The sequence below is a fragment of the Pseudomonas sp. FR229a genome (genome assembly GCF_030209115.1).
In the GTDB taxonomy this organism is placed as follows: domain Bacteria; phylum Pseudomonadota; class Gammaproteobacteria; order Pseudomonadales; family Pseudomonadaceae; genus Aquipseudomonas; species Aquipseudomonas moraviensis_A.
Genome location: NZ_JARVSP010000020.1, coordinates 153,789 through 174,438, shown reverse-complemented (window position 1 = coordinate 174,438; position 20,650 = coordinate 153,789). Strand labels below are relative to the sequence as shown.

Here is a 20,650-nt window from a genome sequence, read left to right as displayed (position 1 = left end):
TTGAGTGAAACCATGTTTGAACGGCAGCGGTAATCAATAAATGTCTTCACGACGGGTTTCCTTTTATTATTTTTGGGTGCCCAGGAAAGAGGGGATGTTGCAAATCTATTAGCATCACCTCGCTTAATCCAACTACATTTACAGGGACAATTCGATAACGTCGGGTTATCGGTTGCAGGGTCGGCCATGGCTGATCCTTCGGCTTCGCACCGTGAGCGACCGGATCGATTCCCAAAGCGACGCTGGCGTGGCCCTGCGGAGAGCGTTCCGTTACCCTCCTCGCGCTTCGTTGGGGAGCTGTATCGTTAGGAGAGTGTACGAATGACCAAGCATGTCGACCCTGACACCATCCTGTTGAAAATGCCGTCCTTGCGGGCTGTGAAGGCATTTGTCGCGGCCGCCAAGTACGAAAGCTTCACCCGCGCCGCCGAGGCGTTGTGCGTTTCGCAAGCGGCGATCAGTCGGCAGATACGTGAGCTGGAAAGCTATCTGGGCGCACAGCTGTTTACCCGGGTGGGTCGTGCGGTAGAACTGACCGCCGCCGGTGCGGTGTTCTTCGACGCCGCGCAATTGTCGTTCGTCAACATCGCCCAGGCCGCCGAACGCATCCGCAGCAGCCAGTCGAGCAAGAAGGTGCTCACGGTCTGCTGCTCACCGGCCTTTTCTGCATTGTGGCTGTCGAATCATTTGCAGGAATTCTTCGCTCAGTGCCCGGACATCGAACTCAATCTGATCACCACGCAGAACTTCCTGACCATGGAGCCCGGCGTGCAGCCGGACATCTTCATCACCAAGATTTCGCGGATCCGCGAAGGTTATAGAAGCTATCCGCTGTGCCACGACGTGATCTACCCGGTGTGCACGCCGCAGTACCTGGAGCAGCACCCGGAGATTTCAACCATCGAGGGCGTGCGCGATTCAGCGTTGCTCAACCTCAGCCCTTACGGCCGCTCGCAGGTCGCCGAACACGTCGACTGGGGCGTGTGGCTGGCGTTTCAGGCGATCGATATCGACGACCGCCCGACCAACAGTCCGCAGATCTTCAACGCCAACGATTACAACCTGCTGATCAGCATGGTCCTGACTCACCAAGGCATCGCGCTCGGCTGGAATCATCTGGTCACCTCGCTGGTGCAGCAGGGCCTGCTGGTGCGACCGATCGAGCAACAGGTGCAGTTGCGCAACAGTTGGCACTACTTGAGCTGCCGGGAAAATTCCGACAATGAAGATGAATTGCGGCGCTTTCGCGAATGGATTCTGGCGAAGTTTCCCCGCCGTTGATCTGCGCTGCGCCAGCGCCGGGCGTTTTGGTTATCAATAGCCCGACGAAAATGTCGCTGGAGCAGCTCCCTCGCCTGACCCATTGTTGAGCGGCGCCGACCAAGCACGGTCGCGCTCAACACACAGGAAGGGCTTGCTGCATGTCACTCTTCGAATTCTCTCGCGATTTTGATTTTCTCGACGCTCCGCAGAAAACCCGCGCCATCGTGCAAAACAGTCTGCTGGATATCATCGGTGTCATGGCCGGCGCGGCGAGCAATGGCACCACTGTCGCCATGCGCCGGTTTGCCGAACGGCACTATCCGGCCGGTCTCTACAGCAGTCGCCTGATCTTTGCCGGGCAGCGCGTCAATGTGCTCGGCGCAGCCTGGGCCGGCGGCTTCAGCGCTGACAGCCTCGATGCCCATGAAGGTCACTTCAAATCCAAGGGCCATGCCGGGGCGACCGTGGTACCCGCCGTGCTTGCCCTCGCCGATGCGCTGCATCATCAGGGCCGATCCATCACTGGGCATGAGCTGCTGAGCGCTCTGTGCATTGGTTACGAAACCGCACTGCGTGCCGGCTCGGCACTGATGGCGACCTCGCCCACCTATCACGCTTCCGGTGGCTTTTCCGCGCTGGGGGTGGTCTGCGCCGGGGCGCGATTGTTGGGTCTGGATGAGGCCACCTTTCGCCACGCTTTGGGCATTGCCGAATACTTCAGCGCGCGTTGCCCGATGATGCGCGTGGTGCAGGCGCCGACGATGCTGCGTGATGCCCACGGCGCAGGCGCATTCGCCGGTCTCAACGCGCTGTTCATGGCCATGGAAGGCATCACCGGGGCGCCGGCGGAAACGGTCGAAGACGTTACGGTCGTGGAACACTGGCGCGACCTCGGTCAGCGTTGGGAAATCGACAGCCAGTACTTCAAGCCCTGGCCGGTCTGCCGCTGGGCGCAACCAGCGCTGACGGCGATGCTCGAGCTGCAACGGCAACATCCGCTGCTTGCTGCCGATTCGATCGAAACCATCCGGGTGGAAACGTTTTATGAATCGATGTGCCTGCAGGGGCATTCGCCGAAGGACGCCGATCAGGCGCAATACGCCCTCGCATTTCCGCTGGCAGCGCTGGTTGTCAGAGGCAAGGTCGGCCCTGAGGAAGTCACCGGTTCAGCGATTTCTGCGCCGGATATTCTCGCGCTCAGCGCCCGCATCGAAATCGTTGAAGCCGCCGATATCTCGGCGCGATTCCCAGAGGAAATCCTCTCGCGGCTGAGCATTACCTTGAAAAATGGCCAAGTGCTGGTCAGCCCGATCACCGCTGCGCGCGGCGATCCGCACACGCCTTTGAGCGTCGAAGAGCTGCAGCAAAAGTTTGATCTGTTCGCTCAGGGTCTCGGCCATGAGCGCAGTACCGCTGTGAAAACGGCGATCAGGGACATCGCCCAGGCCCGCTGCGCGATCACCGCCCTGCAGCCTGTTTTTCAAGCGATACCGTCGTCACCGTGAACCGTCCATCGATAACCGCAAATCATTAATTGCCCGCAGCAAATGTCGGTTGTGGCGTTTGTCCTGCGCCCGATAGGCTGAGGCTTATCGTTCGCTTATGTAGAAAGTCACGGTTAAAGGTGACCGCTCAAGATCGAAGTCCTGGGAGGATAACAATGAACAACAAGCAAAGCGTTTATGACCTGATCGCACAACGCAAGCCGTGGCATTCGTTGCCGGGCGCGCTCTACCGCAGTGAGGACGTTTACCGTCAGGATCTTGAGCAGATCTGGCACAAGGACTGGATCTTCGCCGGCCACACCTTCGAAATCACCAAATCAGGGCAGTACTTCACCCTGCAGATTGGTGACTACCCGGTGGCCGTCGTTCGCGGCAAGGACGGTGAGGTTCGGGCTTTTCACAACGCCTGCCGGCACCGTGGCGCGAAAATCTGTGAGGCCGACCATGGCAAAGTGGCGAAAATGGTTTGCCCGTATCACAAGTGGACTTACGAGCTGGATGGCAACCTGTTGTTCGCTGGCAACATGGGGCAGGACTTCGACAAGTCCCAATACAACCTGAAAAGCGTGCACTGCGAAATCGTCGATACCTACATTTATGTCTGCGTGGCGACCAAGGCGCCGGACTTCGAAGGTTTCCGCAAAGCCGTCAGCCCTTTTGTCGCGCCGCACTACCTTGCGGACTGCAAAGTCGCGTTCGAGTCGAACATCATCGAGAAAGGCAACTGGAAACTGGTTTTTGAAAACAATCGCGAGTGCTATCACTGCGACGGCTCACACCCAGAACTCCTGCATTCGTTTGTCGATAACCTGTCGGTCGGTGGCATCAGCGCTGAAGATGATCCCGAGCTGTCGGCGTACTGGGCCAAGTGCGAAAAGGCCGGATTGCCCAGCCGTCTGGTAATGGACATCAATGGCCAGTTCCGCATGACCCGCATCCCGCTTTCATCCGGCGCCGTCAGCTACACCATGGACGGCAAGCCGGCGGTCAATGGTCGCCTCGACAAAACCTCCGAAGCCGACATCGGCGCGCTGTTGTACTTCCACTACCCGTCGACCTGGAACCATTTCCTCGGCGACCATGCGCTGAGTTTCCGTGTGCTGCCGATCAGCGCTACCGAAACACTGGTCACCACCAAATGGCTGGTGCACAACACGGCCGTGGAAGGCGTTGACTACGATATCGAGCGCCTGACCAAAGTGTGGATTGCCACCAACGATCAGGACCGCACGCTGGTCGAAGGCACCCAACGCGGGGTGACCTCGCCTTCCTACGAACCCGGCCCGTATTCGGAAACCGCCGAAACCGGGGTCTGTCAGTTCGATGACTGGTACTGCGCGACGATGATGGATCGGCTGAAAGGGCCGATTTCGTTGAAGTCGGTTGGTTGATTGGCGCATCTGTCCATGAGTGGATGCACCTCGTCTCTGGCAATTCGCGAAAACCACGGCGAACGCGCGTCCACGCGGATCGTTTTCCTGATCACAGGCATCGTCATGTCGGCGTGGGCGCCGCTGGTTCCGCTGGTAAAAGCGCGCACCGGCCTGGACGAAGGTGGTCTGGGCCTGTTGTTGCTGGGTTTTGGCATCGGTTCGATCGTGGCCATGCCGTTCGCCGGTTACCTGACCGCGCGATTTGGCTGCCGCCCGGTGATCATCGCTTCAACCCTGGTCTTGTGTGCGGTGCTGCCGATGTTGAGCCATCTGGCGTGGTTGCCCGGGCTGGCGCTCACCGTGCTGTTGTTCGGCGCGAGCATGGGCATGCTCGATTGCGCGATCAATATCCAGTCGATCATCGTCGAAAAGAACAGCGGCGAAACCCTGCAATCGGGTTTCCACGGGCTCTACAGCGTGGGCGGGATCGCCGGTGCTGGCGCGATGACGGCGATGCTCAGCCTCGGGCTCGATCCGCTGTTGGCGGTGTTGTGCCTGGTGGCGATCATCGTTGCCTCGCTATACAAGGCTGCGCCGAACCTGTTGCCTTATGGCACCGAACGCGACGGGCCGATTTTCGCGATTCCGCGCGGAATCGTCCTGCTACTGGGGATCCTCTGCTTCATCGTGTTCCTCACCGAAGGCGCAATGCTCGATTGGAGCGCGGTGTTTCTGGCTTCACAGCGCGAAATGCCAGCGAGCTACGCAGGTTTGGGCTACGCCTGTTTCGCCGCGGCAATGACCCTCGGACGGCTGACCGGAGACGCGATTGTCAGACGACTGGGCGGCATTCGCGTGGTGACACTGGGCGGCATCTGCGCGGCAGTCGGCATGCTGGTTTCACTGGTGTTCGATGGCTGGCCGGCGTCATTGCTGGGCTACGCGCTGGTCGGCGCCGGATGCTCGAACATCGTCCCGGTATTGTTCAGCGCCGCCGGTCGGCAACAGCGCATGCCGCAGCGCACGGCCATTCCGGCGATCATTTCCATGGGCTACGCGGGGATTCTGATGGGGCCGGCGTTCATCGGCATGCTCGCCCATTTCAGTTCGCTGGTCTTCGCGCTGGGTGGCGTGGTGTTGCTGTTGCTGTTCGTCAGTTGCGCCGCGAGGTTTCTCAAGGCTTGACGCGGCGCCCATTGGGGCGGATCGACAGTCTCTGAGGCCTGCGTCCTAACGTCGCAGCCTTCAGCTATTGGCAAATCCTGCACAAGCCTTAGAATCCCGCGCGCTCCTGCATACGGCTGTCTTGTCGCAGATGCGAATTGCAGGGCCGGCCATGTCGTCCGACACCACAACCCTGCCCGACCGGCAGACACTTGCCCAACACCTGTTCCAGCCTGGCAACCGCACGCGCAGAGGCGCACGTTGCGCTGTTCGATTTCTTGAGGTTTTTATGTCTCCGCGTTTGCTGGCCATGGCGCTGGCGCCCCTGCTCGGGCTGTTCATTATTGCTCTGGGCAACGGTTTTCTTTCCTCCCTGACCACCCTTCGCCTGGACGCCGCCGGTGCCTCGGCGACAATGATCGGGATCGTTTCATCGGCCTACTTCATGGGCCTGACGCTGGGCGCGGTGTTCAATGACCGGCTGATCCTGCGCATCGGCCACATTCGCGCCTACGGCAGCTTCGCCTCGCTGATCGCCGTGACGATCCTGATGCAAGGCTTGTTCTATGACACTTGGGGCTGGCTCGTCCTGCGCCTGATCAATGGCTGGGCCACGGTCGGGGTGTTTCTGGTGATCGAAAGCTGGCTGCTGCTGGCGGGTGACGAGAAGATCCGCGGACGCTTGCTCGCGCTGTACATGATCGTTCTCTATGGCGCCGGCGTTTTGGGCCAGGCCACGCTGGGAACCATCACCGGCATGAGCGACAGCGCGCCGTTCATGGTCGCCGGCATGCTCGCTGCGCTGTCGGTGCTGCCAATCGTGATCCTGCCACGGGTGTCGCCGCTGCTCGATCAGGTCGAGCCGCTCAAGCCTCGACAACTGCTGGGAGTAACGCCGACCGGGCTGGTCGGCTGTTTCGGCTCGGGGGTGACCATCGCGGCGATCTACACCTTGCTGCCGCTGTATCTGCAACGCAGCGGTCTGGATGTCGGTGACGTCGGCAGCATGATGGCCTGGACGATCCTCGGCGCGATGCTTTTGCAGTATCCCGTCGGCCGCTGGTCCGACCGCACGGATCGCTTGCAAGTGCTGACCCTGCTGGCGGTGGCGTGCACTGCGTTATCGCTGGTGATCGTGCTGATGCCGCTGTCCTCGACCATGCTCGCAGCGATGCTGTTTCTGCTCGGTGGCGGCGTGTTCGCGCTGTACCCGGTTGCCGTCAGCCACGCCGCCGACCGCGCCCCCGCCGAAGCGCTGGTGCCGATGATTCAGGGTTTGCTGCTAATCAACTCGCTGGGCTCGGCCATCAGCCCGATGATGATCTCGCCGGTGATGAACTCGTTCGGCGCCAACGGCCTGTTCTGGGCATTCGCAATGGTCAATCTGTGCATGGTCAGCTTTTTCTTCTGGCGCCGCGGCAAACGCCCGGTGCCGGCCAACCCTGCCCCCTTCGCAGCGGCAGCGACTTTTTCGCCGACGGGTGCAGAGTTGCGGGTCACCGAGGATTTGCGCGTGGCAGCAGAGGAGCATCCGGCCATGGTCGATGCGATCAGCGGGGAATTGGTGACGCAGGCCGAGTCGAGTGCCGCTGGGAGTTAAAGAGTCAGACGTCGGGGAAACGCCTGACTCCTTGTGATCAGCAACTCCCCGGCGGGATCCCGTCCTTGTTGAAGTCTTTCAAGCGCTCGCGCTCTTCTTCAGTGGAATGCGCAGGGGTCGGTTCATCGGGGAGATCTTCCGGCGCTTCGGTTTTTTCGTCAGTCATGTGTCTGCCCTCGTCGTTGTCGTTGCTATTTCGGCATCGGCGAAGGGCTGGCAGTTCCGGATTTCGAACATCGCTCCCGAGGCGGAGAGAGCAAAAACAGGGAAGCGGAAATGCACAAAGGCCTGCGTCGCTTTCGCTCGCAGGCCTTTGTTGAAAGATGGTGCCCGAAGCCGGAATCGAACCGGCACGCCCTTACGAGCGGGGGATTTTAAGTCCCGAGGGGAAATCAATCGGGCCGCGCCTTCTGATAGTTTTTTTGGTCCGCAATCAGACGCAGAAGCCTGCCATGCAGCCCAATGTTTCCGCATACCTTCAAATGATTGCGGACCAGAAAAAATCGCCTTATTTAAGCCTACTTTTTTAGTTGCAGTACGCAAGCCAGATCTAAAGTATGCCGATTTTGCATAACACTTCAACCGAAGCGCTGCTTCATGCCTACCGTTGCGCTCGCTATCCCGCTGCTCAACCGCTGTTAAAAACTTTCGCTAAGTCCCGAAGCGGCTACTATGTATTCAACACTCTGCAATGCAGTGGTTTTTTTGGGGCAAGGAGGAATTTCAGCAATGTCTGACTTACCATTTACCGGTGATACAACGCTTGTTGATCGATACACCGCGCTAGCTATCGATAGGGTGCGAATAGAGCGTGAGATTTCTGACGTTCTCATCCAGCTTGGCTGGCACAAAGACCTTTTACAAGCCGAGGTCCCATCATCCAAACCTGCCATTCTTCAATCTGAACTAGTCGGTTTCGTCAGAGTAATGCTGGGGTTAATGGATGTTAAGTATCAGCATGCGATACTAGGGCCTGATCGGGTTTTGAATGGTGGGGGCCCCGAAACTCCTGACAAACCGGAGAGACCTGAGGGGCGAGATAGACCTGAACGACCTGATGGTGTGCCTCAAGAACTTATAGCCAGGGACCGGAGGAATTGCGACACAGTGATTGGTGGAATTAGGGGTTCACAAATGTCTCCTGAAGAAAAGCAGCGCGGCATTGATCGGGTGGAAGCGCATCACCGAGAATGCATCGCTAATGCCGCGTCATGCCTACCATAGGTTAAACTAATGACTAATCAACCAAGTGAAACCATCGACGAACAAGATATGCCTGCTCCTAAAGAGCTGGGTGACTTCGTAGCATTATGTGGCCATCCAGATCACAAACCCGCATGGCACGGGGAATACAAGGAAACATTATTGTTGTCCGACGCTGATGCGAGCGCTCATATACATGAATTTCCGGACCACAAACCATTTTCTACAACTTCATCCGAAGCTCAGAGAATATTAAGAGATTGGCAAAGACAAGACAGAGAGAATTCTGGACGCCCATAATCTCGACCGAAACCACCATGCCAAGGTGACCCCAAAACACACGCAACCTATTGATTTATAAAGGAATCACCCCAAAATTGGCAGGGTAGAAAACCGACCTAATCCGCCATAAGAATCAACAACTTAGCGCCGTATTTTCCTACAGTGCTCTGCCCCGCCACGGCGTTCTGCCGACAATGAATCCCCCTGCTACTCTGGTTTCTTCCACGGAGGAAACAAAATGCAAAACTCTGATCTGCTCCCTTCCCTGCTCATGAAAATCAACGAAAACCAGCTCGCCCTTGAGGCTGCCATCATGGAGCTCACCCTTTGGGTCGAGCAGCGCGGATCCGCCGATGTCGCCGAAAACATCCGAGGCTCTCTGGCCGCGCTTGATCGAAATGAAGAATTCATCAAAATGACCTTGGCTGTATTGATGGCGCCGGACTGACAGCTCGTCGCCTCAGCCTCGCCCACCTGCCGCGCCTCGATTACTGTATATGCAACCAGTATTCAGTAAGGCATCACCGTGGACCCCCTCTATATAGAAGACACCGACGATTGGCTCGGCAACCCGACCCCGCTCGAAACCTGTCGGCATCAGCTGCGGATGTACGAGAACGAGTTCGAAGCGCTCACCCTCCAGCTCGAGCGCGCACTGGAAAACCTTCGGGGCCTGGTCTGTGACAATGACGCTCTCATACAGGAGAGGAATTCTCTCAAGGCGAAGCTCCACCGCGCCGATGGTGATCTATTGAGCGAAAGGCGCAGATTTGCAGACGTGGAGCACCAGAGAGAACACCTCTTCCGAGAAAATCAGCGCCTGCTCAGGGAGCTTCGCGATAGCGAGGAGGAAGAGTGAGCGCGATTCGGGCTACGGCACATCCTTGAAGAAGACGTGGTGACCGAGTTTCAGCGTCCGCTTGGCCTTTGCCGCCCAGGCCGGCGCCTTGATGCTGATGGCGTAATAGTGGGTGGCTCCGCCGGTAGGATCCGGCACCTTGCCATCGATAACCTGGTCAGCCACGACCCGGCACTGCGCCAGCTCGCGGAACGGGATCTGCTTCACGCCGATCAGGAACTGATAATTCGGGTCAATCTTGTTCCAGCAGCTGAACTGCCACGGCTTTTGGCAGACGCCGGCGTAGCCTTCACCCCACCATGACTTCTCCTTGCCGTCGAACACGCGGTTACGGATCGTCCATGCCACGGCAACCTGCCCGGCGGCTCCCTCCCCACGAGCCTCTCCCCACAACGTCCGGGCGAGGATGTCTCGGTCTTTTTCAGTGGCACTCATAATTTTCTCCAGGCAAAAAAATACCCGCTCAAGGCGGGTTCGGTTTTCGTGACAATGTCAGACTGAGGGGGCGGCGCGCGCCACGGACGTCTCTTCGTTGTACGGCTCTGGTTGCTCAGGCCATGCGGGTTGAGTCGGCCAGGTCGGCTGGCCGGTCACGCGCCCGAGCAGCACGCGATACTTTTTCCATTCGGCGAGTGCCGATACCCGCACCGGCTTTTCTTCGACTTCTTCGGGGAGCGCGTAGTCGCCCTCGATGGCGTCAGTAATGGCGTCAATGCGACTTTGCAGGGCGGTAATTTGTGCGGTCGCCAAACGGGTTCGAGAATTGAGCATGGCGGATGTTTCGCGCAGGAGGTCCTGCGCAGCTATTTCATCAATAAGTTCCTGCGGAATCTCATCGACGTACGTCTCTCCTGCCACCAGATCCATGTCCGGATTGATGGCACGCCAACCTGTTGCGGTAATTGCGTAGGGCATGTTTCACCTATCGAAGTAGTAACCGAGCGCGTAACAGTTGGCACTTCCGCCACCGATGGCGCTGTACGTAATGGTCCCGTCTGAAGCAATAGGGCATCGGCCATTGAAAATGGCACCAGGCGGCACGAACACCATCCAGCCGGTCGAAATCGGTGTACCCGCGTCAGATGGGCTGAATCTCACCGAAGCGCTCCCGACGTTCTGCCAGGCGGCCTCGATAGTGTGCGCCGTAGCCGGAGTGATAGTGCGCGTATTGAATGCAGCAGCCGTTGTGCCGCCACTGAGCAGCCGGAAGGCCGCACTTTCCGGGTTGCCCACCGTGTACATTATCGAACTGTCGGACAGGCGATGGACGAACTGATAGGCACCAGCAGCATTCGTATTGATCAGAATCGAACCGATGTAACGGCGACTGTTGTCGCCAGATTTCTGGTGTGCCTGGTTGTAGTACCGCACCGGTGCAGCCGTCGCGGACTGCTCAATGGTTCCGGTGTCGGTTAGGTATAAGTGCACGGAGGTGTTGACCACTCCGACTGTGATGGGTGCGATCGTGCCGCCAGCGTAAGTCACAACTTTCCCAGCCGATGGCACGTAGGCACTACCTGGTCGGATCGCGATACTCGTTCCGGAAGACCAGACTAAGCCGAGCCCTTCGATGAATCCCGCGGCCCCCTTTCCCACCTGAGCAGTAGCTTGTGCCTGCAGCTTCCCCAGCGAAACGAGAACTGTGTCAGTCGCCGCAATCGCCGCCGGGGTTCCTGGGATTGAAAGCCCTGTCAATACAACCGAGCGAACGCGTGCATCGGTGAAATACTTGTTGGTCGTACCCTCTGGCAGGCCGTCGGCATTGGTCAGGCCCAGCGAGGCACGAACGCCGGTCAACGTTGGATCCTCGCCAAGCACTGCAATCACGCCGCCGAACTGGTTGACCAAGGCCCGGAGCGCATCCGCCGAAGCTTTCACGTAACCCTGCATCGGAGCTATTGCGTAAATGCCGGCGGCGTTGGTCGCGCCTTGGTAGTTCGGCGATATCGACAAAGATGTATCGCTGGCGATGTTAGTGACCTCATACCAACCGCCATCGGGCCCGCGAAATGCATCACCAACCCGACCATTTGAAAGGAACGAAGTGCCAGTGCCGATCACCGCGTTGGAATTTTGGACGAGCGAAACCGTACCGGTTTTATACCAGGGCATTTGTTAGTCCTATAAAAATTATCAGACAGAGATTTTTGCGAATACTGCCGGCAGGTAGAAAGCGATAGGGTTGGCGAAAGCAACTGTAACTGCGTAAAGCTTACCGGCCGAGAAATCCCACCAATTATAAATAGACCTAGGTACCGGGCCTCCCGAGCACATATTCATTCCAAAGTTATTAATGAGCAGATACTCGTCAGGTGTGAAATTAAAATCTACTACGTAGTAGCTTCTAGTTTCTCCTTGCGGCCCTAACTCGTACGTGAAGAATGTCCAGTTTTGGAACGCTCTTGTAAACGTGGCGCTTGCGGTTCCACTGTCAAATAGAAGATTGCTTGATCCATCCCACAGCCTCATACCATACGACGCTACAGGCTGCGCACCAAAGGTTGAAACAAAATAGCGCCCGTTGGGTTTGAAACCTACTTGACTGTAGGCTCCAATATAAAAACCAGTCCAGTTTCCCGGGCTTCCCAATATTTTCATCCCCCCAAGCTGGGCTATACCTGCGACGGTATCAGGACGAACGAACACCAACGGGGGGTTTTGAGAGGTGACTACCCTCGAAAAAGAGGTTATGGAACCATATCCATTGGTTGCGTTTGGAATATACCTACCACTTTCAATTACACAAAGCCTTGCATATTCCGAATCAAGTACAACTGAATTTCCACTATTTAGAAACTGCAGGCCATAGGACATTAGTTAAATCTCATCACGATCAAGAGCATGCTCCCCACTGCAACCGTGCTCGCTGCAAAACCTCGAGTATGGTTGTAAACCCGAGCAACCCCATCTAGCAGTTCCGTTTCAAACTGAAGTTGGTTCGCGGCGTAATCCCCTTGCGGGATCACGATGGCTGCCCCATTACTAGGCCCGACCCCTGGAACAGAAAAATCCAGGCTGCTCTTGGTATTTCCGAAACTGACAATGGTCGACAACACAACTCTTACAGTGAACGAATTTTCGTCTATCTGCAGAGCCCCATCGGGGCCCCATATCCTCATTCCATATGCCATGTGCTACCCCAGATAGCCAAGACGAACACGCAGCACTTTATTGGCGTCGTAGACTGAGACGCTCATTGAGTTGATCACCAGACGCCCCTGCCCTGGAACGATGCCGTTTATTTCGAGCGTGCCGTCTTTGTTCAGGATCCAGCCTTGCTGGCCGGCGATGTAGTTGGTGGAACTGATGTAGCTGCCGATCTTGGCGTTGGTGATCGTTCCGTCCTGAATGAACGTCGAGTTCATGAACACCTGCCCACCCTGCACCGCAAACGGAACCGAAATGGCGCCGCCAGCAATTGTGTTGACGATCGCGAACCGATCAGCACTCACCAGAAACTGACTTTGCAATCCGGCTGGTCCGTTTTCGATACCCAGGCCCACACCGGCAGCGATGTACTGACCCGTCCCTGAGTTGTACTGCATCTTCACCGACCAACTCGCAGAGACCTTGCCGTTCACGTCATTGACGATGGACGTGTTTTGCTCAATCGCTGTTTGCTGCGTTCCGACTGTGGTGCTGAGCTGAGTGATTGCCTGAGCGGTGGCTTCTTTGTCAGTGGCAACAACTTGGCGCAGGTCCGTCACATTCGCCTCGTTCTCGCCCACCTTGGCATCCAGCGTGGTGATCTTCTGCGCACTGGCAAAGTTCTCAGAAGCCCTGACCTTGCTTTCAGAAGCGACTGCCGCCGTAGTGCTCCAACCTTTCAGCGCGTCAGCGAGATCGCCCTCCCCGTCGTCATCCCGAAAGGATGCGCGCAGTGCCTCGAACGCTGTCGCCTGCGCAGTGACAACGCCGTCGAGCTCGGTGATCTCGGCGGTATTGGTCGCGACCTGCTGGGCAAGCCCGTTGGCGGTCTCTACCGTTTGCCCAACGTCGAGCCAGTAATCGGCGTTTGGTGGCGGAGTATTGGCCGGCACCGGGCCAGTGGCTTGATAGATCCGCTTGCCCTGAACCACCAGGTCGTACTCTTCGTAGGTGGCATCAGGGACATAGCCTTTCAGGCCGTCGAGCGCATCAATTTGCGCCTGAAGCCCGGGGATTTTTTCGATTTCCCCCCGTAAGTCATCACTCAACTCGGTTTCGCCGATCTGGCCGGCGATGAGTTCCAGAATGGCAGCGGCGTCAGAACTGGATTGTCCCTGCACGCCAATGCCGACCGGATACCACGGCCCAATGTTGCCGATCTTGTCGACGATGCGCCCCCAGAAATAGAAGGTCACACCGGCTGCAAGCCCGAGCATCGAGAAGTCGCTCTGCGGGTACGCGAGATCTGTCAGCTTGGTGGCCGCCTCCAAGCTGGAGGTTGGCCCATACCAAATTTCGGTGCGCTGACTATCCTCGGCGCCGGCAGGGAAACCCCATTTGAGATAGATGCCGAACAACAGCGGATTTGCGGTGAGAAATGCCAGTGCCGGCGGGAGCCCCTGCTTCCCACTGAGGTTGGTCAGGATCGAATTGCGCCACGGCGACGTAATATCGAATGCGCTCACCGCGCGCACCCGAGCTACATAGGCGCCGGCGTAGATACCGACCACGTCGACGTTTGTCATGCCGGTGCGCTGGACCTTGATCCAGTTGCCGCTGTCTTTGCGCCATTCAATGTCATAGCCGACGGCGCCATCCACGGCGTCCCAGCTGATGGTCATGGTAGCCACGGCCAGCCCCTGAACAACCGATGAAGTCGCCGACAGCGTGACGCTTGCCGGCGCCGGCACAACGGTGATCGGGATCACGCTGATCGGGCGTTCTTCCAAGCGTGCACCGGTGTCGATGAAAGCGAACTTGCTCGGCTCGAACTGGAGCGCGCTGATTTCGTAGTCGCCCTCGGTGGTGCGCTTGGTGCGCAGTACGCGGTAGAGCGGGATCGCCAGATCATCGGCATCGAGCGCCCATTGCAACTGCGCAACCGGCGGCTCGCTGTAGGCGACCGTGACGGTCACGGCGCGGCCGTTGACGCTTTGCACTGTGCGACCTTCGGCGCGGCCGCCCGGCAGGTTGATGATCAGCCTGTCGCCGGCCTTGGCTTGGGTGTCGCGATCGAGCGTGATCACCCGCCCCGCCACCGCCGAGATCCGGCCGCCCACTTCGCGACCAGCCAGCAGCGAATCCGCCACTGGGATGATATGCCCGGGCAGCGGGATAACGCCTTCCATACCGGTCTTGAACGAGACGGTGCGGTCTTGGTTGTTGCTGAGGATCGCCCACTTGCCGCGGCGCTGGGCCTCGGAGGCGCGGGTGCAGCCAATGGCGCTCAGCTCGGTCGGCCGGTCGCCGTAACGGCGCTGCAGATCCAGGTCAGCGAACGGAATGACGTCGGTGTCGTAGTTGTTCGCCGGGTTGTCGTAGCTGACCAGCGCCCGGGTGTAACGGGTTTTCGCCGAGGCGCTGCCGTAGGAGAACTTGCCGTCGATCACGTTCGACCGAGTGAACACATAGTCGAAGTCCTGCGCGCGCGGCATGTCCGCCTGCATCACCAGCTGCCCCTGCGCCCAGTACGTCATGCCCCGGTAGATCGCCGAGATATCGCGCAGCAGCGACCACGCATCAGCCTTGCCCTGCAGGTTCATATCGCAGAGGAAGCGCGGCTCCTGACCGCCGAGCCCGTTCGGCACCAGTTGGTCGCAATACTGGGCGATGCGGTACAGCTCCCACTTATCGACCATGAACGGCTTGATGCGCTTGCCCAAGCCGAAGCGGTCTTCGGTGCAAGTGCCGTAAGTGATCCACGCCGGGTTATTGGTCCAAGCCGATTTCATCGAACCGTCCCACGTCCCGGTGTAGGTGCGGGCGATCGGGTCGTAGTTGCTCGGGACCATCCAGCGGCGGGCCTTGCACTTGACGGTGACGGCCGGGATGTTGGTGAACTGCTCGGCGTCGAACTCGATGTAGAGCAGCGCAGTGTTCGGGTAGCGCAGCTTGGCGTCGATCACCTCTGTGTAACCGGCCACCAGCATGGTGTCGGCGATCTTGTTGGTGTTCTTGTTCGGCGTCAGGCGGCGCACTCGAATCTGCCAGCCAGTGGTGGCGTCGGGCAGATCGATGCGGCGCGAGCGCTCGTAGCGCGTGGTGGTCTTGCCGTCGACGGCGTCCACCAGCACCTGCTGATAGGCGCCGCCATCGGTGGCCACGTCAATTGCGTACTCAATTCGGTACCCGCCGACGTTGCCCTGGTCATCGGAGCGTTGCAGCGCCGGCCAGGCCAGCCGCATGCGCACGGCGGAAAGCTGGGTATTGGTGATCGAGCGAATCCACGGCGAGTCGCTGCGCAGCTCAATGTTCAGCGACGTCTCGTTTTCCACGGACGGAATGCCGGGGATGTACGTCTGATCCACTGAGCCCGGGCGCCAATCCCACTTCACGTTCGGGAAGTTGTAGTTGCCGCTGGCATCGCGGATCGGCGTGTTGTCCAGGTAGATGTCGTAATCGGTCGGGACGCTGTCGAATTCACCCTCGCCCACGGCGATCAGCAGCTTGGCCAGGTTGGTCGAGCGCAGGCTGTCGCTGGCTTCGGTCGGCGATTTCGGCTTGCTGCTGCCGCCCTTCTCACCGTGGATATCGATCTGTGCTGCTGCGCCCATGCTTTCCTCCAGGCGTAAAAAAACCCGCCGAAGCGGGTTAGGTGGTGATCTGTGCGGTGGAGCTTATGAAACTGCTGGCAGATGGAGAAACTCTAAAGACAGGTCTTGGCGCTCGCGACGCGGCGATCGATTATCCATCCCATGCTGCCGCTAGTGTAGAACCGAACTACGGTTTGCCCTTTTTCGCCGATAACGTCCGCCATCTCTCTGTTTCCGGCGTTAACCACAGACTTCCCACCGCCTGGGCGAGGCTGAAGGCTCACCGCGTAGTGGACCCCCGCCAGCGACTGGTTTTGCCAGGCATAAAGGATGCATTCTGCGACCTGCTGCTCCGGCTTCTGGGTTGTGAAGGTCTTCTCAGGCCCCTCTGCCCGCATATCCTGGAGTGATGTGGTACAGCCGCCCAGAGCAACAGCACAACAAACTGCCGCGATTATCCTTTGCATCGTCTTCCCTCCAAAAAATGGCGACTGTATCACCGGCCGGTCCCAGGCCGTTAAGCTTTGTCTTCAGCCAGGATTGACGCAGAGATGATCATCCCGCCCCACCGGCGTTCACCGATGCAGATCGGTACCGGGTTGCCGCTGGCAGTGGTGTTCTTGGCGCTGCCGAAGGCGTAGGACGGAGAGTTTTCGGGGGATGCGCTTTGCTTCAGTCCAGAGGCTTGCGGACTGAGCATTTGAATGACGCCGCCGATCGCCATCGACGCGCCGGCCGCATATAAAAACGGCGATGCGGCTGCAAACGGAGTGAATGACAGCACATAGGCTGCGGCGATCATCACTGTGCCGATAATGGTCTGTAACCCGCCAGCACGCTTGCTGCCACCAATCACTGGAACAATGCGGATTTCCCGTGTACCGCCGAGATCGAATCCGTCCATTCCGATGTTTGCGCGATTGCGGAAGATCGCAAACTTCAGTCCAAGGCTCTCCAGTCGTTTAATTTCCTCGGCGAACCCATCAATGGTCGCATTGAGCGCACGGAACACCTCCACGGCCGATCCGCCGTCGAGATGGAATGGCTTGCTTCGAAAAAACTTCTTCGCAAGCGAGCCCGACAACATGACTTTCGTCATTGGCGTGTAGGTAATTGCTGAGCACATGCCATTCTCCAGGCAATAAAAAACCGCCCGGAGGCGGTCTGTTCAGAGAGTCGTGGGCAGTATGTCGATCTGCCCATCGCCCCCGGTGAAAACTCGGTATTTCTTGATCGCGCCGTCTTTCACGATCGCTTCCCTCTCCACTCGGGCCGCACCCATGGAGCAGATGCCAGAGCCGGTGTAAGCGGCGCCAACTGAAACCGAATCAGGCGGCAGATAGAAAGATGCCTTCTGACCCGGATCGAGCTTGGCAGCTTGTTTGCCATCGATAAAAACGGCCATTGAACAAAGGCTTCCGGTCTGCCCAGAGTCGCGGATCACTTGCAGTGTCCCATATGCCCCTGATGGCTTGGCCTGGTAGGCCGACAGCTGGCTGGCCGGCGCCTGCTTGGCTTCATTGGAAGGCGTCGGCGAAGTTGCACACCCCGCCAACAGCGCTACCGCCAACGCTCCTATCAATGTCCGCATATTTACTCCTTATGGTCTCGCACGCTGAAGGTGAAGAAATAGAACGAAATTTTTTCGTCCTCAATATCTCTCAGCTCATACCTGATTCTATCGAGACCGTCGTCGATACGAGTCACCACGAGGTCCATGAGTTGGGTCAGCCCGCCACCGAAACCGCTTAGGTTCAGTGAGCTGACGTCACGAAAAACGGCCGTCACGCCCTCGGTTTCAGGATCATCGGCAGAAGACATGGTCAGCGTGAGGTTGTATTTGAAATCCACCATTTCGAGCCGCATCGAAGCTACGCAGTTGTTCTCGAAAAAGAGCTCGTTGAGGCGCGACAGCTCCATTTAAAACCTCGAGGACAAGGCAGGTGCTGCACTGCCCCAGGTAAACGCTCCGATATTTAATTTCACGTGGTCGATTCCATTGTATTCAGTTGTCGATTTTTTCATCGGAAATTATTCGACGCTGGTTTTCACCGCCGTCTTCAAGTAGGGCCTTTAAAGCCTTGGCGCGGCGGTCAAGGCAAGCATTAAATCCTGGGCTTCCAGGATCACCGAAATCTAAGCACGGATCACGATTATCGAGTGGCTGCCTTTTGTGTGAACACCCAAAAAGGAGCACTACCGCCAGCGCTCCTACGATCAATTTCATGCAGGTCACTCCTGTGGGAAAGGAAGCACGATATCACCCTGAGAGCTGTGTGGGCATCCAGCGTGGACGAAAGCCCAGTAACTGGGTTGGATCCCATCGTAGTAGCGTTGTGCCTCCCTCCACAGCGGTGAACCGACCATGCCGTATTTCACGAAAGACACGTCGCAATATTTCCATGAAGAAACGCCGAAAGTAAGCGTGTTGGGCGGAGACCCTTGGGGCACAGCCCATAAAATTGGTGCAGAGGTGCCTCACTCCGGCATCTATCGCTGCACCGGATGCGGCGATGAAATCACATCAAATAAAGGCGACAAATTCCCGCCCCAGAATAGCCACCAGCACAACGTACTCGCGGGCGTGGCATGGAAGCTTGTCGCACGGACGAAGACGAAGTAGTCGAGGCCCAGTCCTTTGCCTGCAAGCCCAAGGACTGGGATTGCGCCAATCTCGGCGCGTTTATGACCTGGAGGTCAAAATGAGTGATGAGGACACGTTTTCGCCATATGAACGCCATGACGCCGCAATTATCGGATTGACTCAGGTGGTCAAGGTTTTAGCAGCTGCCTTGTGCAACAACGCCACCCTTCGAGATTTCGTAGAGGCTGAATTGAAAGGTGCTTTAGCCGATGACGCCCCAAAAGGCGTTGCGGCAGCCAAACTGCACCTCTACAGAGCCCCCATCAGCGGCGCACTTAAGGCAATCGAAAGTGTGAATGCCAAACCACAGTCTTAAGGGCTTCAGCCAGCACCTGTTCGCCTTCGCGCTCGTCGGAGGCGAATCCATCAGCAGGCACTGTGTCGCATAATTCTGTCCTTGCCGAGCTTTCATGCGTGATTAAAGCTGTTTCGATAGGATCCGGCATAGGCCAGGCGAAGCGCCCAACGATGCATTGGTCTTCATTAGCGCTATCGACGCTGGTGGAATCGCCTCGGACTTCATTTTTAACTTCCATACATCAATCTCCTGTCCTGCGGTGTTATGCAGCCGGTTGTGCATTTTTGTGCCTGAGAATCAGGCGCGTGCGGTCGAGCCACGGGCCGCCGAAGACAATGACCTCAGATGGCCTGCCGTACAGGTGGTGCAGCAGGAACGGGCCGGGGCCGAAAGTCGCAGCATCCTCACCCGGCAGCGCAGGATCAGTGCCGAGAAAGATCCCGGCGTGGTTCGGGTAAACCGTGCGCCCCACTTCCATCACGATCATGTCGCCGCGCTGCGGCTGGTCGACGCGGTAAAAGCCGGCGGCCTCGTAGTTCGCCTCGTAAAGGCTGGTGTTGTCCTTGCTTTCCCACCAGCCCTCGGCACGCTTGAAGGCTTCGAACTCCAGCCCCCACTCGCGCTTGTACCAATCAGCGCAGACCTGCCAGCAGTCCCAAGCCCCATGCACAAATGGTCGCTTCAACAACGGGACTTGGCCGGTCGGAACGATTGTTCGCAGATCGCCCTCGGGCCAGCTCAGGATGTGCCAGGGCAACGCTGTCGCTTCGCACATAGCCAGATCGCGCGGTGACGGCCTGCTGGTGGCGTCCGGATGCGAATGCACCACGCCGATCACCTCACCGATGTCCTCGGCTGCGGCGTACTGCTCCGGGTCGATTCGGAACTCTTCGTTCGGCTCGGTGGATAGGTTGATGCAGGGGAAGTATTGTTGCCTGCGCCCGATCGCCAGCAGCAGCCCGCAGCACTCTTTCGGGTACTCGGCCGCCGCGTGCGCCTGGATCGCGTTCAAGATGTGCTTTCGCATGTCAGCTCCTTGCGATCAGGGATACAGCGGGGAAGCCACCGAACGGCAGCGGATTGCCCTCGCCGAAGCGCGGGATGCAGCCCCTGCCCAGCGTGGCGTCGCACTCGTCCAGCTCAGGGTTGTCAGTGATGACACCGTCCTTCGTGACGTACGGCCCGGTGTAACCGCAGTTCGGCCCGCGATAGCCGCCGGTGAGGCACCAATGGCAAAGGGTTGTGGCTTGTCGGCCGATTGATTCATTGCCGACGTCGCCCGGGCTCGCCAACTCCCAACTGACCGTCTCCCCGTCCTCGTTCGTCTTCTGGTCGATGTACCAGACCTCAATCGTCTCTTGGGTAGGGTCGGCCGTTGGGTTGCCGGCTGGGAAGTTCGCCGCGTCGAGGTAGCTGCCGAGCGTGTGCCGCATCGTCAACTTGAACTCGAGCAAGTCCTCGAACGCCAGACAGAGCGCGGTGATACGCCCATTCACGTTGCCCACGGACAGAGTAGGCCGGACCGCAGTTCCGTCCCCATTGGTTTCGATGCCGTCGATCTGCATCGGCCAGGCGCTGTACTCGTTGCCCTGCCAGTAGATCGCCTTCGCCGGCAACTGGTCGGCATCGTCGCCTGCGGCAATCAACTCAGCCGGCGTGTGCGGTATCGCGTGCCCGTGGAAGCGCAGAACGTCCGCGCCGTAATCCGTGCCGTCCAATTCAAAGAGCAGCACTTCGCTGCCAGGTTCAAGCACCTGGATGTCACTGATCAGCGGCATG

Annotated in this window: 25 protein-coding genes and 1 tRNA gene; 11 read left to right on the top strand and 15 right to left on the bottom strand. The window is 58.3% G+C overall.

What is annotated here, in order from left to right; genetic code table 11:
- The first annotated feature begins 321 nt into the window (after window positions 1-321).
- The 5 genes from QRN33_RS15845 to QRN33_RS15825 all read left to right on the top strand — a co-directional run bounded on the left by QRN33_RS15845 (window position 322) and on the right by QRN33_RS15825 (window position 6,905).
- Window positions 322-1,281, top strand: a complete 960-nt coding sequence (locus QRN33_RS15845) for a LysR family transcriptional regulator (RefSeq protein ID WP_042610383.1) — start codon at window positions 322-324, stop codon at window positions 1,279-1,281.
- Window positions 1,282-1,421: 140 nt separating this feature from the next.
- Window positions 1,422-2,768: an MmgE/PrpD family protein gene (locus QRN33_RS15840; protein WP_285409327.1), complete on the top strand. Its 1,347-nt coding sequence runs from the start codon at window positions 1,422-1,424 to the stop codon at window positions 2,766-2,768.
- 155 nt (window positions 2,769-2,923) lie between these two features.
- Window positions 2,924-4,159 (top strand): aromatic ring-hydroxylating oxygenase subunit alpha, encoded by a 1,236-nt coding sequence (locus QRN33_RS15835; RefSeq protein ID WP_285409326.1) that lies wholly within the window; start codon window positions 2,924-2,926, stop codon window positions 4,157-4,159.
- Between the two features lie 15 nt (window positions 4,160-4,174).
- On the top strand, window positions 4,175-5,326 hold the full coding sequence (locus QRN33_RS15830) for an MFS transporter (protein ID WP_285409325.1): 1,152 nt from the start codon (window positions 4,175-4,177) through the stop codon (window positions 5,324-5,326).
- Window positions 5,327-5,456: 130 nt separating this feature from the next.
- A complete protein-coding gene (locus QRN33_RS15825; RefSeq protein WP_350310282.1) occupies window positions 5,457-6,905 on the top strand; it encodes an MFS transporter in 1,449 nt (482 codons plus the stop codon).
- Window positions 6,906-6,942: 37 nt separating this feature from the next.
- Here the strand turns inward: QRN33_RS15825 and QRN33_RS15820 are convergent, their stop codons facing one another.
- Window positions 6,943-7,071 carry a hypothetical protein gene (locus QRN33_RS15820; RefSeq protein ID WP_256590071.1) on the bottom strand — a complete coding sequence of 43 codons (129 nt, stop codon included), beginning with the start codon at window positions 7,069-7,071 and terminating at the stop codon, window positions 6,943-6,945.
- Between the two features lie 158 nt (window positions 7,072-7,229).
- A tRNA-OTHER gene (locus QRN33_RS15815) sits at window positions 7,230-7,307 on the bottom strand.
- An 831-nt stretch (window positions 7,308-8,138) separates the two neighbouring features.
- On the opposite strand from QRN33_RS15815, the gene QRN33_RS15810 reads away from it, so the two are divergent.
- The 3 genes from QRN33_RS15810 (at window position 8,139) to QRN33_RS15800 (ending at window position 9,249) form a co-directional block, all read left to right on the top strand.
- Window positions 8,139-8,408, top strand: a complete 270-nt coding sequence (locus QRN33_RS15810) for a hypothetical protein (protein ID WP_285409323.1) — start codon at window positions 8,139-8,141, stop codon at window positions 8,406-8,408.
- 220 nt (window positions 8,409-8,628) lie between these two features.
- Window positions 8,629-8,838: a hypothetical protein gene (locus tag QRN33_RS15805; RefSeq protein WP_285409322.1), complete on the top strand. Its 210-nt coding sequence runs from the start codon at window positions 8,629-8,631 to the stop codon at window positions 8,836-8,838.
- Window positions 8,839-8,916: 78 nt separating this feature from the next.
- On the top strand, window positions 8,917-9,249 hold the full coding sequence (locus tag QRN33_RS15800) for a hypothetical protein (RefSeq protein ID WP_252881682.1): 333 nt from the start codon (window positions 8,917-8,919) through the stop codon (window positions 9,247-9,249).
- A gap of 12 nt (window positions 9,250-9,261) precedes the next feature.
- Here QRN33_RS15800 and QRN33_RS15795 read toward each other — a convergent pair whose 3' ends face one another.
- The 6 genes from QRN33_RS15795 to QRN33_RS15770 are packed head-to-tail and all read right to left on the bottom strand — an operon-like array spanning window position 9,262 to window position 15,950.
- Window positions 9,262-9,684, bottom strand: coding sequence for a cell wall hydrolase (locus QRN33_RS15795; protein WP_285409321.1), 423 nt, complete (start codon window positions 9,682-9,684; stop codon window positions 9,262-9,264).
- A gap of 57 nt (window positions 9,685-9,741) precedes the next feature.
- Complete coding sequence (locus tag QRN33_RS15790; RefSeq protein WP_285409320.1) at window positions 9,742-10,164, bottom strand: tail fiber assembly protein; 423 nt, start codon at window positions 10,162-10,164, stop codon at window positions 9,742-9,744.
- A 3-nt stretch (window positions 10,165-10,167) separates the two neighbouring features.
- Entirely contained in the window at window positions 10,168-11,361 is a 1,194-nt protein-coding gene (locus tag QRN33_RS15785) for a hypothetical protein (RefSeq protein WP_285409319.1), read from the bottom strand.
- A gap of 21 nt (window positions 11,362-11,382) precedes the next feature.
- Window positions 11,383-12,063 (bottom strand): hypothetical protein, encoded by a 681-nt coding sequence (locus QRN33_RS15780; RefSeq protein WP_285409318.1) that lies wholly within the window; start codon window positions 12,061-12,063, stop codon window positions 11,383-11,385.
- Window positions 12,063-12,368 (bottom strand): hypothetical protein, encoded by a 306-nt coding sequence (locus tag QRN33_RS15775; RefSeq protein WP_285409372.1) that lies wholly within the window; start codon window positions 12,366-12,368, stop codon window positions 12,063-12,065. Before QRN33_RS15775 ends, QRN33_RS15780 begins: the two co-directional genes overlap by 1 nt.
- A 15-nt stretch (window positions 12,369-12,383) precedes the next feature.
- Complete coding sequence (locus tag QRN33_RS15770; protein ID WP_285409317.1) at window positions 12,384-15,950, bottom strand: TipJ family phage tail tip protein; 3,567 nt, start codon at window positions 15,948-15,950, stop codon at window positions 12,384-12,386.
- 65 nt (window positions 15,951-16,015) lie between these two features.
- On the opposite strand from QRN33_RS15770, the gene QRN33_RS15765 reads away from it, so the two are divergent.
- Window positions 16,016-16,339, top strand: coding sequence for a hypothetical protein (locus QRN33_RS15765; RefSeq protein WP_206420619.1), 324 nt, complete (start codon window positions 16,016-16,018; stop codon window positions 16,337-16,339).
- A 107-nt stretch (window positions 16,340-16,446) separates the two neighbouring features.
- Here the strand turns inward: QRN33_RS15765 and QRN33_RS15760 are convergent, their stop codons facing one another.
- The 4 genes from QRN33_RS15760 to QRN33_RS15745 all read right to left on the bottom strand — a co-directional run bounded on the left by QRN33_RS15760 (window position 16,447) and on the right by QRN33_RS15745 (window position 18,156).
- On the bottom strand, window positions 16,447-17,055 hold the full coding sequence (locus tag QRN33_RS15760; protein WP_285409316.1) for a tail assembly protein: 609 nt from the start codon (window positions 17,053-17,055) through the stop codon (window positions 16,447-16,449).
- Window positions 17,056-17,097: 42 nt separating this feature from the next.
- Complete coding sequence (locus QRN33_RS15755) at window positions 17,098-17,520, bottom strand: hypothetical protein (RefSeq protein ID WP_252874260.1); 423 nt, start codon at window positions 17,518-17,520, stop codon at window positions 17,098-17,100.
- A 2-nt stretch (window positions 17,521-17,522) separates the two neighbouring features.
- Window positions 17,523-17,849, bottom strand: coding sequence for a hypothetical protein (locus QRN33_RS15750; protein WP_285409315.1), 327 nt, complete (start codon window positions 17,847-17,849; stop codon window positions 17,523-17,525).
- 85 nt (window positions 17,850-17,934) lie between these two features.
- Window positions 17,935-18,156, bottom strand: a complete 222-nt coding sequence (locus tag QRN33_RS15745) for a hypothetical protein (protein ID WP_156889204.1) — start codon at window positions 18,154-18,156, stop codon at window positions 17,935-17,937.
- 138 nt (window positions 18,157-18,294) lie between these two features.
- Between QRN33_RS15745 and QRN33_RS15740 the strand changes: the two genes are divergently transcribed.
- Both QRN33_RS15740 and QRN33_RS15735 read left to right on the top strand, forming a co-directional pair.
- Window positions 18,295-18,552 carry a protein L gene (locus QRN33_RS15740; RefSeq protein WP_285409314.1) on the top strand — a complete coding sequence of 86 codons (258 nt, stop codon included), beginning with the start codon at window positions 18,295-18,297 and terminating at the stop codon, window positions 18,550-18,552.
- 79 nt (window positions 18,553-18,631) lie between these two features.
- Window positions 18,632-18,889, top strand: coding sequence for a hypothetical protein (locus tag QRN33_RS15735; RefSeq protein WP_285409313.1), 258 nt, complete (start codon window positions 18,632-18,634; stop codon window positions 18,887-18,889).
- Here QRN33_RS15735 and QRN33_RS15730 read toward each other — a convergent pair.
- Genes QRN33_RS15730 through QRN33_RS15720 form a run of 3 tightly spaced genes read right to left on the bottom strand, consistent with a single transcriptional unit; the run spans window position 18,849 to window position 20,649 of the window.
- Window positions 18,849-19,109 carry a hypothetical protein gene (locus tag QRN33_RS15730; protein WP_285409312.1) on the bottom strand — a complete coding sequence of 87 codons (261 nt, stop codon included), beginning with the start codon at window positions 19,107-19,109 and terminating at the stop codon, window positions 18,849-18,851. The genes QRN33_RS15735 and QRN33_RS15730 overlap by 41 nt on opposite strands.
- 24 nt (window positions 19,110-19,133) lie before the next feature.
- Complete coding sequence (locus QRN33_RS15725; protein WP_285409311.1) at window positions 19,134-19,898, bottom strand: C40 family peptidase; 765 nt, start codon at window positions 19,896-19,898, stop codon at window positions 19,134-19,136.
- A gap of 1 nt (window position 19,899) precedes the next feature.
- Window positions 19,900-20,649, bottom strand: a complete 750-nt coding sequence (locus QRN33_RS15720; RefSeq protein ID WP_285409310.1) for a phage minor tail protein L — start codon at window positions 20,647-20,649, stop codon at window positions 19,900-19,902.
- Between the last annotated feature and the right edge of the window lies 1 nt (window position 20,650).